We start from the raw sequence: 13,375 nt of genomic DNA, 5'->3' as shown, positions 1-13,375 counted from the left end.
TTGGCATTCCCCCGAGTGCTGGCCGGGGCTTCTACTTGTTCGCTCGAACGCCCCGAAGTCCGATAACGCCGATGATCGTCCCGAGGATGAACGAGACGATGGCGAGTGTCAGGTGGACCCAGAAGTACGCCGTGGGCTGGCCGTGGTCGAAGGCAAGCCCGCTGGCGTCGGCCCACAGGTTCTTAGCGAAGGTCACCCAGACCACCCAAGACCAGGCCCCGAACGCGAGCAGGAACCAGGAGACGCGACGGCTGAGCTTCATGGGGGAGTCCTTCGGGGTGGGCGTGGCGTTCGCTGCCAGTATCGAACTGGCCTTGCCGGGCCCTGTGAGCGGGGGCTCTGTACAGTAGTGGGTAGTTACGTGTGGACCACTTTCGTGAAGAACCTGTGGCAGGACGGCAGCGGGCTCGCGTTCGACGCCGCCGGGGACCCGACCGCCTACTTCTGGGTCCACCTGACGCTCGCCATCACCTCGTTTCTCCTGGGGACGGGCGTGGGAGTCATCGGGTTCCGTTCGCTGCGCCACCTCAGGCGTGAACAGGCGGCCACGGAGGGCTCCGTCACGCCCGGCTAACAAGTAGCTGTGAGGAGAAGGTTGACCCTTCCACAATGTGAAGGTCGTGTGATTGGGTGAGCGTCATCACAGGCGCAGCGTGCCGACTCCGCGCGCCGACCAGGGGTGGGGCGTTCCGAGGAGAGCACGGCGATGCGGTCGATCCGTATGCGGGTTGTGGCGATTGGTGCGGCTGTGGTGGTGGCCGGGGTCGGCGGCTGGCAGCTGCTGCCCTCCGACCAGGTGAAGAAGGACCCGATCGTCGTCGGCACCACCGACGTGATCACCTCGCTCGACCCGGCGGGGGCGTACGACGCGGGCTCCTGGGCGATCTACAACAACGTCTACCAGTCGTTGCTCACCTTCCGGCAGGGCAGCACGACCCCGGTCCCGGACGCCGCGAAGAGCTGCACCTTCATCGGGCAGAAGCTCCAGACGTACCAATGCGTGCTGCGCGACGACATCAGCTTCTCCAGCGGGCGCAGGATGACGGCCGAGGACGTGAAGTTCTCCTTCGACCGGATGCTGAAGATCGCCGACAAGCTGGGCCCCGCGCCGCTGTTCTCCATGCTCGGCTCGGTGCGGGCCGAGGGGGACACGGTCACCTTCAACCTGAAGAGCAAGGACGCCACCTTCCCCTCCAAGCTCGCCACCGGCGCGGGCTCGATCGTCGACAGCGGCGCATATCCGGCGGACGGGCTGCGCAAGGACAACTCGGTGATCGGCTCGGGGCCGTACCTGCTCAAGGAGTACAAGAAGAGCGCCGACGGGAAGCCGGTCAGCGCGCGCCTGGAACCCAACCCGTCCTACAAGGGCGCCGCCACCAGGCAGGGCCTGCCCATCACGGTCCGCTACTTCGCCGAGGCCGACCAGCTGAACGCGGCCTGGCAGTCCCGGCAGGTCGACGTCACCCACCGCGAGATGCCGCCCGAGGTGCTCGCCAAGCTCTCGCCCGGGCCCGACCTGCGCATCACCACCTCGCCCGGCTACGACATCCGCCAGCTCAACTTCAACCTGAAGTCCACGAGCCCGGTCGCCAAGGCCGGCGTCCGCGAGGCCGCGGCCGCCCTCGTCGACCGCGAGGCGCTCGCCACCGCCGTCTACAGCGGCACCGTCGACCCCCTCTTCTCGGTGATCCCGCAGGGCTTCACCGGCCACAGCACCGCGTTCTTCGACGCCTACCCCAAGCCCGACCCGGCCAGGGCGAGGGCGCTCCTGAAGGGCGAGCAGCTCCCGGTCCGCTTCACCATGGCCTACCGCAAGCTCGGCGCGAACGGCGCGGAGGCCGAGCAGCTCAAGCGCCAGCTGGAGCGCGACGGCCTGTTCAAGGTCGACCTGATCGCCGAGCCGGACTGGACGAAAATGCAGGAGAACTACGCCGAGGGCAAGTACGACTCGTACACGGCCGGCTGGCTCGCCGACTTCCCCGACCCGGACAACTTCGCCCAGCCGCTCGTCGGCACCGGCAACAGCCTCCACAACGGATACTCCGACAAGGAGACCGACCGCATCATCCAGCGCACCCAGGAGTTCACCGACCGCGGCCGGGCCGCCGACGACTTCAAGGCGCTCCAGGAGAAGGTCGCCCACGACGTCCCGCTGATCCCGCTGTGGCAGGGCAAGAACTACGTCCTGGGCAACAAGGACGTCAGCGGCTCGCAGTACCTGTCGGACGGCACGGGCGTGTGGCGGCTGTGGGAACTGGGCTGGATCTGAGGCCCGTCCCGGCGGGAGGCTGTGAACCGCTGGCGTACGCCCAAAGGGCTTTTGTCCAAGGAGTCACCGGTTCTGCTCCATTGACCGCGCCGGGCCACGCTGCTTCCGTCGGGGGATGCGCCTTTCCCGTCGTACGCTCCTGAGCTCACTCGCCGGATCGGCCCTCGCCCTCGGGGTGGGCACCGAGGCCGGGTACGCCACCGAGGCCGGGGCCGCGGCCGCCAAGGGACCCGCCGCGCGGGCGCTGGCCCGGCTGCTGCCCGCCCATCGCGACCAGGTCACCTTCCGTACGGTGCCGCGCGCGGGCGGCCCCGACCGCTTCCGCGTCTCGGGCGGGGCCGGTCGGATCCTCGTCGAGGGCAGCACCCCGGCCGTCCAACTCACCGGATTCCACACGTACTTGAGACAGGTCGCGCACGCCCACATCTCCTGGGCGGGCGAACAGACCCGGCTGCCAGGACGGCTCCCGGCCGTGCCCGAGCCGATCGAGAAGACGGCCAACGTCACCCACCGCTTCGTCTTCAACGACACCAACGACGGCTACACCGGCACGTACCACGACTGGCCGTACTGGGAGCGCGAGCTCGACATCCTGGCCCTGCACGGCTACAACGAGGTGCTCGTCTACCTCGGCGCGGACTCCGTCTACCACCGCACCTTCCTCCAACACGGCTACGCCGACGCCGAGTTGAGATCCTGGATCCCCGGACCCTCGCACCAGCCGTGGTGGCTGCTCCAGAACATGTCCGGTTTCGGCGGCCCGGTCTCCCAGCAACTCCTCGACCAGCGCGCCGAGTTGGCGAGCCGCATCGTGGGCAGGCTGCGCGAACTCGGCATGACCCCGGTCCTTCCCGGCTACTTCGGTACGGTCCCGCCCGGCTTCGCCACCCGCAACCCGGGCGCGCACGTGGTCCCGCAGGGCACCTGGGTGGGCTTCACCCGCCCCGACTGGCTGGACCCGCGCTCCGACCACTTCGCCCGCGTCGCGGCCACCTTCTACCGCGTACAGACCGAACTGCTCGGCCCGACCTCCATGTACAAGATGGACCTGCTGCACGAGGGCGGCACTCCCGGCGACGTCCCGATCGGACCGGCCGCCCAGGCCGTCGAGAAGGCGCTGCGCACCGCGCACCCCGGGGCGATCTGGAACCTGCTCGGCTGGCAGGAGAACCCGCACCGCGAGATCGTCGAAGCGGTCGACAGGACGAAGCTGTTCATCGTCGACGGCCTCTCCGACCGCTTCCCGTCCGTCACCGACCGCGAACAGTCCTGGGAGGGCGCGCCGTACGCGTTCGGCTCCATCTGGAACTTCGGCGGCCATACGGCGATGGGCGCCAACACCCCCGACTGGGCGTCCCTGTACGAGAGTTGGCGCACCAAGGAGAACAGCGCGCTCGACGGCATCGCGCTGATGCCGGAGGGCGCGGACAACAACCCGGCCGCCTTCGCCCTCTTCTCCGACCTGCCCTGGACGGACGGCCCGCTCGACCTGGAGACCTGGTTCCAGGAGTGGCCGGCCTACCGCTACGGCGCCGCCGACCCGCACGCGGCCGAGGCGTGGGACGTCCTGCGGCGCACGGCGTACGGCACGACGCGGGCGGACTCGTGGAGCGAGGGAGCGGACGGCCTGTTCGGAGCCCGCCCGAGCCTGACGACGACGTCGGCGGCGTCCTGGTCCCCGCCCCGACTCCGCTATGACGGGGCCGAGTTCGAAGCCGCCCTCCCTGCCCTGTTGGCTGCGGCTCCACCCCTCCGCAGCACATCGGCCTACCGCTACGACCTGATGGACGTGACCCGCCAGACCCTGTCCAACCGCTCCAGGGTGCTGCTCCCGCGGATCCGGGCGGCGTACGAGACGAAGAACAAGGAGCGGTTCGACGGGCTGACGGGGGAGTGGTTCCGCTGCCTGGCCCTCCTGGAGCGGGTGGTGGCGACGGACCGGGACCATCTGCTGGGCCGCTGGGTCGCGGACGCGAGGTCGTGGGGCGCGACAGCGGCGGAGAAGGACCAGCTCGCCTACGACGCGGTGTCGCTCCTGACGGTGTGGGGCCCGCGCGGGGCGGCGAACGGCGGAGGGCTGCGCGACTATGCGAACCGCGAATGGTCCGGCCTGGTGGGCGGCCTGTACACACTGCGCTGGCGCACGTACTTCGACACCCTGTCGACCTCCCTCGCGACGGGACGGCCCCCGGCCCCGGTCGACTGGTACGCCCTGGAGGACGAGTGGGTACGCACGCATCCGGCGTACGGGGTGGAGCCGAAGGGGGACGTGGTGGCGGTGGCGGGGGAGGTGAGAGCGGCCCTGGACCTGTGACCGGGCCGTCCCCGGGGTTTAGACACAGGCTCTAACCCTTCTTGCGGGAGGCCGCCGCCTGCGACATCCCCGGCAGGAAGTCCGTGAACAGCTCATGCACCTCGTGGACGAGGGGCCGCAGCACCCGGAACCGGGCGAGCGTCACCCCCCGGGTCGTGAGCTTGGCCCCCCGCCCCGCGAGGCGGTAGCTCCGCTCCCGCCCCGGTGACCGGTCGAACACCCAGTACAGGACGAGCCCCATCTGCGACAGCCACATCAACTCCGGCAGTACGTCGACGAGTTCGGCCGGCACCTTCGTCTTGGTGCCGGCCAGCACCTCCCGGTGTACGGAGATCGCCGCCTCCCGCGCATGCTCCGACTCCGAGGAGAACGGGCTGAGCGGACTGTCCGGATCCGCCGCGTTCTTGAAGAACTGCGCGGCGAACTCGTGGTACGGCGAGGCGATGTCCAGCCAGACCCGCAGCACCCCGGCGAGCCGGGCCTCAAGATCGGTCTCGGTGTCCAGGACCTCGCGCACCGCGGCCTGGTGCTCGGCCGCGATCCGGTCGTAGAAGCCCTGGATCAGATGTTCCTTGCCCGCGAAGTAGTAGTACGCGTTGCCGACCGAGACCCCGGCCTCCTGCGCGATGGCCCGCATCGTGGTCTTGTCGTAGCCCCGCTCCTGGAACAGCCGCATCGCGGTCTCCAGGATGAGCGTGCGGGTTTGCTCGCCCTTGGCGGGGCGGGACCCGGACGCATCGGCCCCGGCCTGCCCGGTCGCAACGGGGTCCGTCTCTTCAGGCGCGTTCTGTGCTGGCACGGCAAGAGCCTAATCGGCCAGGCCCCGGCCGGGCCCGGAGGGTTCCGGCCGCCGGGGCGCAACCACCCACCACCCGGCCTGAAGCGCCCCACCCGCCCTCAACTCTTCACGCGCGGCAGTCCCGTAACGCTCATCACCGCCGAATAGAGAGAGGTGTTGGCGGTGATGAAGAGGCGGTTGTTCTTGGGTCCGCCGAACGCGATGTTGGAGACGGGCTCGGGGACGAGAAGCCGCCCGATGAGTGTGCCGTCGGGGTCGTAACAGTGCACCCCGCCCGCCATTGCGGCCGCCCAGAGCCGGCCCCCGTCGTCGAACCGGAGGTTGTCGAACCGGCTGACCCCGTCGGAAGCCTCGGCGAAGACCCTGCCGTCGGAGAGCGATCCGTCTCCCTCGACCTCGAAGACCCGGACGCACCCGCCCCGGGTGTCGGACACGTACAACTGCCGCTCGTCGGCCGAGAAGACGAGCCCGTTGGGCGCCTCGAACCCGTCCGCGACGAGCCGGACCTCGCCGGTCGACGGGTCGGCGCGGTAGACGTGGCAGCCGCCGATCTCGGGATCGGCGCGGATGCCCTCGTAGTCGCTGGTGATGCCGAAGTCGGGGTCGGAGAACCAGATGGACCCGTCAGAGCGGACGACCGCGTCGTTGGGGCTGTTGAACCGCTTGCCCTCGAAGCGGTCGGCGATCACGGTGATCCGCCCGTCCGGCTCGGTACGGGTGACCCGGCGGTTGCCCTGCTCACAGGTGATGAGCCGGCCCTCGCGGTCGAGCGTGTTGCCGTTGGGGTGCCCGGCGGGGGACCGGAAGAGGGAGACGGCGCCGGTGTGCTCGTCCCAGCGCAGCATCCGGTCGTTGGGGATGTCGCTCCAGATGAACTGACGCCAGGCCGGCAGATAGAGCGGCCCCTCGGCCCAGCGGCAGTTGTCGTAGAGCACCTCAAGCCGGTCGTCCCCGGCGTGGCAGCGCCCGGTACGGAAGCGCTCGTCCAGGATCTCGTACAGCGGAGCGCGAAGCTGATCGGACAAAATCTCCCCCTGGCCTACTGAAGCTGAATCAGATTCTCTGGATCGCAACTATGCCAGAACAAGATATGGTTCGACCATGGGAAGCGTGGACGAGATCGACCGCAGGCTGATCGCCCTGCTCCAGCAGGACGCGACCACGGCGTACGCGGCACTGGGCAAAGAGGTGGGCCTCTCCGCCGGCGCCGCCCACGAACGCGTACGCAAGCTGCGCGAGCGCGGAGTGATCAGGCGCACGACGGTCGAGGTGGACCCCGCGGCCCTCGGCCAGGGCGTACTGGCCTTCGTCATGGTCGACTCGACGTCGTGGATGGGCGACTCGCGGGCAGCCTTCGCGGCCATCCCCGAAATCCAGGAGGCCCACGTGATCGCGGGCAGCGCCTCGGTCCTCGTGAAGGTCCGCACGTCGACGACCGAACAACTCCAGGACGTCCTGCGCAGGCTGTACGCGATCGACGGCGTGAGCGGCACCCAGGCGACGGTGTCCTTGGAGACGTTCTTCGAACGGCCGGTGTCGCCACTGCCGCCGACCGGGGGGTGAGGCAAGGCCGTCACTGAGCGGCAGACATCGTCGCGCTGGATTTAGCGGGTGCGTCCACGGTCGGGCGGCGGTAGCGAAAGACCGAGGGCCCCGCCCCCGGAAGCGAACTTCCAGGGGCGGGGCCCTCGGCACACACGTACAGCCGGAAAGGAACTCAGAAGCGGCGCGTGATCAGGGCGCGCTTCACTTCCTGGATGGCCTTCGTGACCTCGATGCCTCGGGGGCACGCGTCCGTGCAGTTGAACGTGGTGCGGCAGCGCCACACGCCGTCCTTGTCGTTGAGGATCTCCAGGCGCTGCTCGCCCGCCTCGTCACGGCTGTCGAAGATGAAGCGGTGCGCGTTCACGATCGCGGCCGGGCCGAAGTACTGGCCGTCGTTCCAGAAGACCGGGCAGGAGGACGTGCAGGCCGCGCACAGGATGCACTTCGTCGTGTCGTCGAAGCGCTCGCGGTCCTCCGGCGACTGCAGACGCTCGCGCGTCGGCTCGTTGCCCTTCGTGATGAGGAAGGGCATCACGTCGCGGTACGCCTGGAAGAACGGCTCCATGTCCACGACCAGGTCCTTCTGGACCGTGAGGCCCTTGATGGCCTCGATGGTGATGGGCTTGGACGGGTTGATGTCCTTGATCAGCGTCTTGCAGGCGAGGCGGTTCTTGCCGTTGATGCGCATGGCGTCGGAACCGCAGATGCCGTGGGCGCAGGAGCGGCGGAAGGTCAGCGAACCGTCCATGTCCCACTTGATCTTGTGGAGACCGTCGAGCACACGCTCCTTCGGGTCGATCTCCAGCTGGAAGTCCTCCCACGTCGCTTCCTCGGAGATCTCCGGGTTGAAGCGGCGGATGCGGAAGGTGACCGTGATCAGGTGCGAGCCGTTGTCCGCCTCAAGCTCCTGCAGCTTGTCCATCGTCGGGGTTGCCATCAGTACTTACGCTCCATCGGCTGGTAGCGGGTCTGGACGACGGGCTTGTAGTCGAGGCGGATCGAGTCCTTGCCGCCGTCCGCGACCTCGCGGTACGCCATGGTGTGGCGCATGAAGTTGACGTCGTCGCGGTTCGGGTAGTCCTCGCGGTAGTGACCGCCGCGGGACTCCTTGCGCGCCAGGGCGGAGACGGCCATGACCTCGGCCAGGTCGAGCAGGTTGCCCAGCTCGATGGCCTCCAGGAGGTCGGTGTTGAACCGCTTGCCCTTGTCCTGGACGGACACGTTCTTGTAGCGCTCGCGCAGCTCGGCGATCTTCTCGACCGCCGTCTTGATCGTCTGCTCGGTGCGGAAGACCATGACGTTGGCGTCCATGGTCTCCTGCAGCTCCTTGCGGATGACCGCCACGCGCTCGGTGCCGGTCGCCGACAGCAGGTTCGCGACCTGCGCCTCGACCTGCGCCGCCGGGTTCTCCGGCAGCTCGACGTAGTCCGCGCCGTGCGCGTACTCGGCGGCCGCGATGCCCGCGCGCTTGCCGAACACGTTGATGTCCAGGAGCGAGTTGGTGCCCAGGCGGTTGGCGCCGTGCACCGACACGCAGGCGACCTCGCCGGCGGCGTACAGGCCCGGGACGACGGTGGTGTTGTCGCTCAGGACCTCACCCTCGACATTCGTCGGGATGCCGCCCATGGCGTAGTGCGCGGTGGGCTGGATCGGGATCGGGTCCGTGTACGGCTCGATGCCCAGGTAGGTACGCGCGAACTCCGTGATGTCCGGGAGCTTGGCGTCGAGCTGCTCCGGCGGGAGGTGCGTCAGGTCCAGGTAGACGTGGTCGCCCTCGGGACCGCAGCCGCGGCCCTCACGGATCTCCGTGTAGATGGAGCGGGACACGACGTCACGGGACGCGAGGTCCTTCATGACCGGCGCGTACTTCTCCATGAAGCGCTCGCCGTCCTTGTTGCGGAGGATGCCGCCCTCACCGCGGGCGCCCTCCGTAAGCAGGATGCCCATGCGCCAGATGCCCGTCGGGTGGAACTGGAAGAACTCCATGTCCTCCAGGGGCAGCCCGCGGCGGTAGCACGCGGCCTGGCCGTCACCGGTCAGGGTGTGCGCGTTGGACGTCACCTTGAAGAACTTGCCGGTGCCGCCCGAGGCGTAGATGACCGACTTCGACTGGAAGACGTGGATCTCGCCGGTCGCCAGCTCGTAGGCGACGACGCCGGCGGACTTCTTGACGCCGTCCTCCTCGACCAGGAGCTGGTCGAGGACGTAGAACTCGTTGAAGAACTCCACGCCCTCCTTGATGCAGTTCTGGTAAAGCGTCTGGAGGATCATGTGGCCGGTGCGGTCGCCCGAGTAGCAGGCACGGCGGACCGGGGCCTCGCCGTGGTTGCGGGAGTGACCGCCGAAACGGCGCTGGTCGATCTCACCGGCGGGCGTACGGCCGAACGGCAGGCCCATCTTCTCCAGGTCGAGGACCGCGTCGATGGCCTCCTTCGCCAGGATCTCGGCGGCGTCCTGGTCGACCAGGTAGTCGCCGCCCTTGATCGTGTCGAAGGTGTGCCACTCCCAGTTGTCCTCCTCCACGTTGGCGAGCGCGGCGGCCATGCCGCCCTGCGCCGCGCCGGTGTGGGAGCGGGTGGGGTAGAGCTTGGTCAGCACGGCGGTGCGGCTGCGCTTCGTCGACTCGATGGCCGCGCGCATGCCGGCGCCGCCGGCGCCGACGATGACGGTGTCGTACTTGTGGATCTTCATCAGAGAATTCCTCAGTCCCTCAGCCCGTGGCCTAGCGGATGTTCGGGTCGAAGGTGAAGATCACCAGCGTGCCCAGCAGGACGGTGAACACCGTGGCGGTGTAGAGCAGCATCTTCAGCCAGAAGCGGGTGTTGTCCCGCTGCGCGTAGTCGTTGATGACGGTGCGCAGGCCGTTGGCGCCGTGCAGCATGGCCAGCCACAGCATGGTCAGGTCCCAGATCTGCCAGAACGGGGACGCCCAGCGGCCCGCCACGAAGGCGAAGCCGATCTTGGAGACGCCGCCGTCCAGGACGAGCTGGATCAGCAGGTGGCCGAGAACCAGGACGACGAGCACGATGCCGGACAGCCGCATGAACAGCCAGCCGTACAGCTCGAAGTTGGTACGGGTCGACTTCGGGGTCTTCTTGGTGCGCTTGCGCGGGGCCTCGATGAGCGGGGCCGGGTGATCGGTGTCGTACAGGCTCACGCCCTCGACTTCACCGATCGCGGCAGCGGAAGAGGTTTCGGCAGACATCTCAGTCCTCAGCTCCCGAACAGTTCACGAGCGGCATGGCCGAGCACCGGATAGAGCGCGCCCGCCATCAGCACGACCCAGATGACCACGACGGTCCAGAGCATCTGCTTCTGGAGACGCGGACCCTTGGACCAGAAGTCCACGGCGATGATGCGCAGGCCGTTGAGCGCGTGGAACAGGATGGCGGCGACGAGGCCGTACTCCAGGCACGCGACGATGGGCGTCTTGTAAGTCGCCACGACTTTGTCGTACGCCTCGGGGGAGACACGCACGAGAGCGGTGTCGAGGACGTGTACGAACAGGAAGAAGAAGATGAGGACGCCGGTGACTCGATGAGCCACCCAGGACCACATTCCTTCCCGGCCGCGGTACAGCGTTCCAGCCGGCACGGAAGAACCCTCCGGGAGCGGTGTGTAGGGCCGGCCGGCTTCAGTGTCGGTCTGACCCGGCCGGGTACGGTCCACCGGCCCCGGTCATCGTAGCGACGTGATGTCGGTTCCCTTGCGCCGGGTCCATAGGTGTGATCAAACAGGCAATCAAACAGGCTCGTACGGCCTAGAGAACGCGGTGTGCGGGGCTGGTGCTGTCGGATTCGGGATGGTTGGCCACAACATGGGCGAGTCGGGCGCGGGCGAGCCGGCGCAGTTCGTCGGCGGCGATCGACCGCTCCTCGTCACGCTCGTTGGTCATCCGCAGCCGGATCCCGCCGAGCACCTGGTTGAGGTGCTCGGCCGGGCTGAACCCGTCGAGGCAGATCACGAAGGCGTGCCCGAAACTGCTCTCGTACGCGGCGTGCGCGGCCCGCAGCGCGGTGTGCGCGGACTGCGGCGCGCTGTCGTGCAGGCCGGGCGAGGCCTCTTCGGCCAGGGCTTCGGCCAGGTCGGCGGCGCTCAGGTCGTAACTGGCCTCGTCGGCCGCTGCGAGCAGGGCCTCGACGTCCGGGTAGGGGCGGTGGGCGGCGACCCGGGCGGCCCAGCGGCGGCTTCCGCAACAGGCGAGCAGGGCCGCTTCGGCGGAGCCTTGGGAGGCGCGGTTGAAGCGGTCGAGGCCGCCGAGCCGAGGTGGGACCGCCGGAACGGATGTGCCCCGCACCTGATTCGGTATGGGCGCCCGCCCCTGGGCACGAGGAGTGTGATGAAGTGTCGGCGGTCGCTTCCGGGGGCCGGCGTGGGAATCGCTGGACAGCGTGGGCTCCTCGAAACACTGCGCGGGACGGGTGGTACGAACAGGACGGGCTGCGGAGCACGGAGACTGGAGTGGAAAGGGAGGTGGGAGTGCCGCCACGCTATCCACGTGGAGCGGGAGCCGTGCGAGCGTTGCGCGAAGTTCACCCGGATGTGCAAGCCGGGTCGCGCGCGATGGACGAGGCCCCGGGCACTTCGGCGTACCTTCGCCCCAGTTGTCGGTGCGGCATCCGGAGTATCCGGATGCGCCCTTACTGTTGTTGGACGGGAGGTTTCTGAGTGATGTCGCGTTTCAGGATGTCACGGGCCCGGATGCCGGGATCCGGCGACCCGGAGCGGTCGTCCTCGCCGTCGTCCGCGGCGCGCGCCTCCCAGCCGCGTGCGCCGCGGCCCCGCCCGGCCTGGCTGCACCGGCCGCGCGGCAGGCGGGCGTTGGCGCTGAAGGTGGCCCTGGCGGTCATCGCGCTGCTCGCGCTGATCATCGCGGTCTGGCCGGAGGACGACACCCACGGCGGGCACGGCGGCCCGCTCGACAACAAGCGCGCCTCCTCGGTGCTGCCCTCTCCGTCCCCGATCTACCCGATCTCCTCGCCGCCCCGCACCATCCCGTCCGTACGCGAACACCGGCCCGCGCGCGGGCCGGGCTTCAGGCCCGTCGACTCGACCCGGGTGATCGTGTCCGTCGGCAGTGAGAGCCTCACCGACGAGGGCAAACTGCTCGCGCAGGAGCTCGGCGCCGACTACGCGACGGGCGGGCAGCCGCGCGAGGGCGACATCGAGCTGGCGCTGACCCCGCCGCCGAAGGGCGAGAAGGCCGCGCCCGAGTCGTACACGCTTACCACCCGGGACCGCCGGGTGCGGATCAGCGGGCCCGACGACGCCGGGGTGTTCTACGGCACCCGCACCCTCAAGCAGGCGCTCAAGGGCGGCGGGGTCATGCCCGAGGGCGTCGTCGAGGACCGGCCGGGCAAGCCGCAACGCGGGCTCAACCTCGACATCGCGCGCAAGCAGTACAGCGCGGCCTGGATCGAGGACCAGCTGCGGCAGATGGCGGATCTGAAGCTCAATCAGCTCGGACTGCACTTCTCCGACGACCAGGGCTTCCGCATCGAGTCCGTCAGCCACCCCGAGGTCGTCTCGCGCGACCGCCTCAGCAAGCGCGAGGTCCAGCGGATCGTGGCGCTCGCCACCAAGCTGCACATCACGGTGGTCCCCGAGATCGACTCGCCGGGCCACCTCGGCGCGGTGCTCGCCGCCCACCCCGACCTCCAGCTGCGCGACAAGGACGGCAAGCCGGTCAGGGGCGCCATCGACATCGCCAGCCCCGACTCCGGGCGCGTCGTGGACGACCTGCTGCGCGAGTACGCCGACCTGTTCCCCGGGGCGTACTGGCACCTGGGCGGCGACGAGTACCAGGCGCTCGCCGTGAAGGCCCCGGCCACCGCGGAAACCACCTATCCGTCTCTCGCGGCGGCCGCCCGCGCCAAGTACGGGCCGAAGGCGGACATCGAGGACCTGGCCACCGGCTGGCTCAACGACCGTGCCGCGACGCTCCGTTCGGCCGGCGCCGGCCGCACCTTCAAGGCGTGGAACGACGGCTTCTTCCCCGGCGGCAAGGTGTCCGCCGACCAGGGCCGCGAGGTCGAGTACTGGACCGGCAAGGAGCCCGGGCAGCGCGCCCCCGAGGAGTACCTCGCCGAGGGCCGCCCGCTGGTCAACCTCAATGACGAGTACCTGTACTACGTCCTGGGCGAGCCGGGGAGCTACAAGTACCCGACGGGCAAGCGGATCTACGAGGAGTGGACGCCTTCGGTGGTGCGGGGCACCAAGGCCGTGGACGCCAAGTACGCCGGGCAGATCCTGGGCGGCCGGTTCGCCGTCTGGTCGGACAACCCGGGCGCGCAGACCGAGGAGCAGGTGGCGCGCGGTATCCGGCTGCCGCTGCGGGCTACCGCCCAGAAGCTGTGGGATCCGCGGACGCCGACGATGGACTGGGAGGAATTCAAGTCCTTGGCCGACCGGCTCGGCTGAGCCCGGCGCGGGGTGCGGATGACGACCG

The 13,375-nt window shown here is 69.2% G+C and carries 13 protein-coding genes; 5 read left to right on the top strand and 8 right to left on the bottom strand.

What is annotated here, in order from left to right; translation table 11 throughout:
- Positions 1 to 31 precede the first annotated feature (31 nt).
- Positions 32 to 262, bottom strand: a complete 231-nt coding sequence (locus tag ACWC2B_RS15880; RefSeq protein WP_450717039.1) for an SCO4848 family membrane protein — start codon at positions 260 to 262, stop codon at positions 32 to 34.
- Between the two features lie 87 nt (positions 263 to 349).
- On the opposite strand from ACWC2B_RS15880, the gene ACWC2B_RS15875 reads away from it, so the two are divergent.
- The 3 genes from ACWC2B_RS15875 to ACWC2B_RS15865 all read left to right on the top strand — a co-directional run bounded on the left by ACWC2B_RS15875 (position 350) and on the right by ACWC2B_RS15865 (position 4,583).
- Positions 350 to 574, top strand: a complete 225-nt coding sequence (locus tag ACWC2B_RS15875; RefSeq protein ID WP_450717038.1) for an SCO4848 family membrane protein — start codon at positions 350 to 352, stop codon at positions 572 to 574.
- Between the two features lie 132 nt (positions 575 to 706).
- A complete protein-coding gene (locus ACWC2B_RS15870) occupies positions 707 to 2,269 on the top strand; it encodes an ABC transporter substrate-binding protein (RefSeq protein ID WP_450717037.1) in 1,563 nt (520 codons plus the stop codon).
- A 115-nt stretch (positions 2,270 to 2,384) separates the two neighbouring features.
- Positions 2,385 to 4,583 (top strand): alpha-N-acetylglucosaminidase, encoded by a 2,199-nt coding sequence (locus ACWC2B_RS15865; RefSeq protein ID WP_450717036.1) that lies wholly within the window; start codon positions 2,385 to 2,387, stop codon positions 4,581 to 4,583.
- Positions 4,584 to 4,614: 31 nt separating this feature from the next.
- Here the strand turns inward: ACWC2B_RS15865 and ACWC2B_RS15860 are convergent, their stop codons facing one another.
- Complete coding sequence (locus ACWC2B_RS15860) at positions 4,615 to 5,382, bottom strand: TetR family transcriptional regulator (RefSeq protein ID WP_450717035.1); 768 nt, start codon at positions 5,380 to 5,382, stop codon at positions 4,615 to 4,617.
- Between the two features lie 98 nt (positions 5,383 to 5,480).
- On the bottom strand, positions 5,481 to 6,407 hold the full coding sequence (locus tag ACWC2B_RS15855) for an SMP-30/gluconolactonase/LRE family protein (protein ID WP_450717034.1): 927 nt from the start codon (positions 6,405 to 6,407) through the stop codon (positions 5,481 to 5,483).
- An 85-nt stretch (positions 6,408 to 6,492) separates the two neighbouring features.
- Here ACWC2B_RS15855 and ACWC2B_RS15850 point away from each other — a divergent pair, with 85 nt between their 5' ends.
- A complete protein-coding gene (locus tag ACWC2B_RS15850; protein ID WP_450717204.1) occupies positions 6,493 to 6,945 on the top strand; it encodes an Lrp/AsnC family transcriptional regulator in 453 nt (150 codons plus the stop codon).
- 154 nt (positions 6,946 to 7,099) lie between these two features.
- Here ACWC2B_RS15850 and ACWC2B_RS15845 read toward each other — a convergent pair whose 3' ends face one another.
- The 5 genes from ACWC2B_RS15845 to ACWC2B_RS15825 all read right to left on the bottom strand — a co-directional run bounded on the left by ACWC2B_RS15845 (position 7,100) and on the right by ACWC2B_RS15825 (position 11,224).
- Positions 7,100 to 7,864, bottom strand: coding sequence for a succinate dehydrogenase iron-sulfur subunit (locus tag ACWC2B_RS15845; RefSeq protein WP_438292111.1), 765 nt, complete (start codon positions 7,862 to 7,864; stop codon positions 7,100 to 7,102).
- The gene (sdhA, locus tag ACWC2B_RS15840; protein WP_450717033.1) at positions 7,864 to 9,618 is read right to left on the bottom strand and encodes a succinate dehydrogenase flavoprotein subunit; all 1,755 of its coding nucleotides are present in this window, start codon (positions 9,616 to 9,618) and stop codon (positions 7,864 to 7,866) included. The genes ACWC2B_RS15845 and sdhA overlap by 1 nt, the downstream gene beginning before the upstream one ends.
- 31 nt (positions 9,619 to 9,649) lie before the next feature.
- Positions 9,650 to 10,132 carry a succinate dehydrogenase hydrophobic membrane anchor subunit gene (locus tag ACWC2B_RS15835; protein ID WP_053728383.1) on the bottom strand — a complete coding sequence of 161 codons (483 nt, stop codon included), beginning with the start codon at positions 10,130 to 10,132 and terminating at the stop codon, positions 9,650 to 9,652.
- An 8-nt stretch (positions 10,133 to 10,140) separates the two neighbouring features.
- Positions 10,141 to 10,521: a succinate dehydrogenase, cytochrome b556 subunit gene (sdhC, locus tag ACWC2B_RS15830; protein WP_114037067.1), complete on the bottom strand. Its 381-nt coding sequence runs from the start codon at positions 10,519 to 10,521 to the stop codon at positions 10,141 to 10,143.
- 166 nt (positions 10,522 to 10,687) lie between these two features.
- Complete coding sequence (locus ACWC2B_RS15825; protein ID WP_450717032.1) at positions 10,688 to 11,224, bottom strand: 2-oxo-4-hydroxy-4-carboxy-5-ureidoimidazoline decarboxylase; 537 nt, start codon at positions 11,222 to 11,224, stop codon at positions 10,688 to 10,690.
- 374 nt (positions 11,225 to 11,598) lie between these two features.
- On the opposite strand from ACWC2B_RS15825, the gene ACWC2B_RS15820 reads away from it, so the two are divergent.
- Positions 11,599 to 13,347: a beta-N-acetylhexosaminidase gene (locus ACWC2B_RS15820; RefSeq protein ID WP_450717031.1), complete on the top strand. Its 1,749-nt coding sequence runs from the start codon at positions 11,599 to 11,601 to the stop codon at positions 13,345 to 13,347.
- Positions 13,348 to 13,375: the final 28 nt, after the last annotated feature.

Source organism: Streptomyces sp. NPDC001415 (genome assembly GCF_053597395.1).
The sequence above is the reverse complement of the archived record's forward strand: the minus strand, read 5'-3'. Positions and strand labels throughout refer to the sequence as shown.

Coding starts and splice junctions, on each gene's coding strand:
- ACWC2B_RS15880 (WP_450717039.1), bottom strand. CDS start 262: ATGAAGCTCAGCCGTCGCGTCTCCTGGTTCCTGCTCGCGTTCGGGGCC.
- ACWC2B_RS15870 (WP_450717037.1), top strand. CDS start 707: ATGCGGTCGATCCGTATGCGGGTTGTGGCGATTGGTGCGGCTGTGGTG.
- ACWC2B_RS15865 (WP_450717036.1), top strand. CDS start 2,385: ATGCGCCTTTCCCGTCGTACGCTCCTGAGCTCACTCGCCGGATCGGCC.
- ACWC2B_RS15845 (WP_438292111.1), bottom strand. CDS start 7,864: ATGGCAACCCCGACGATGGACAAGCTGCAGGAGCTTGAGGCGGACAAC.
- sdhA (WP_450717033.1), bottom strand. CDS start 9,618: ATGAAGATCCACAAGTACGACACCGTCATCGTCGGCGCCGGCGGCGCC.
- ACWC2B_RS15835 (WP_053728383.1), bottom strand. CDS start 10,132: ATGTCTGCCGAAACCTCTTCCGCTGCCGCGATCGGTGAAGTCGAGGGC.
- ACWC2B_RS15820 (WP_450717031.1), top strand. CDS start 11,599: ATGTCGCGTTTCAGGATGTCACGGGCCCGGATGCCGGGATCCGGCGAC.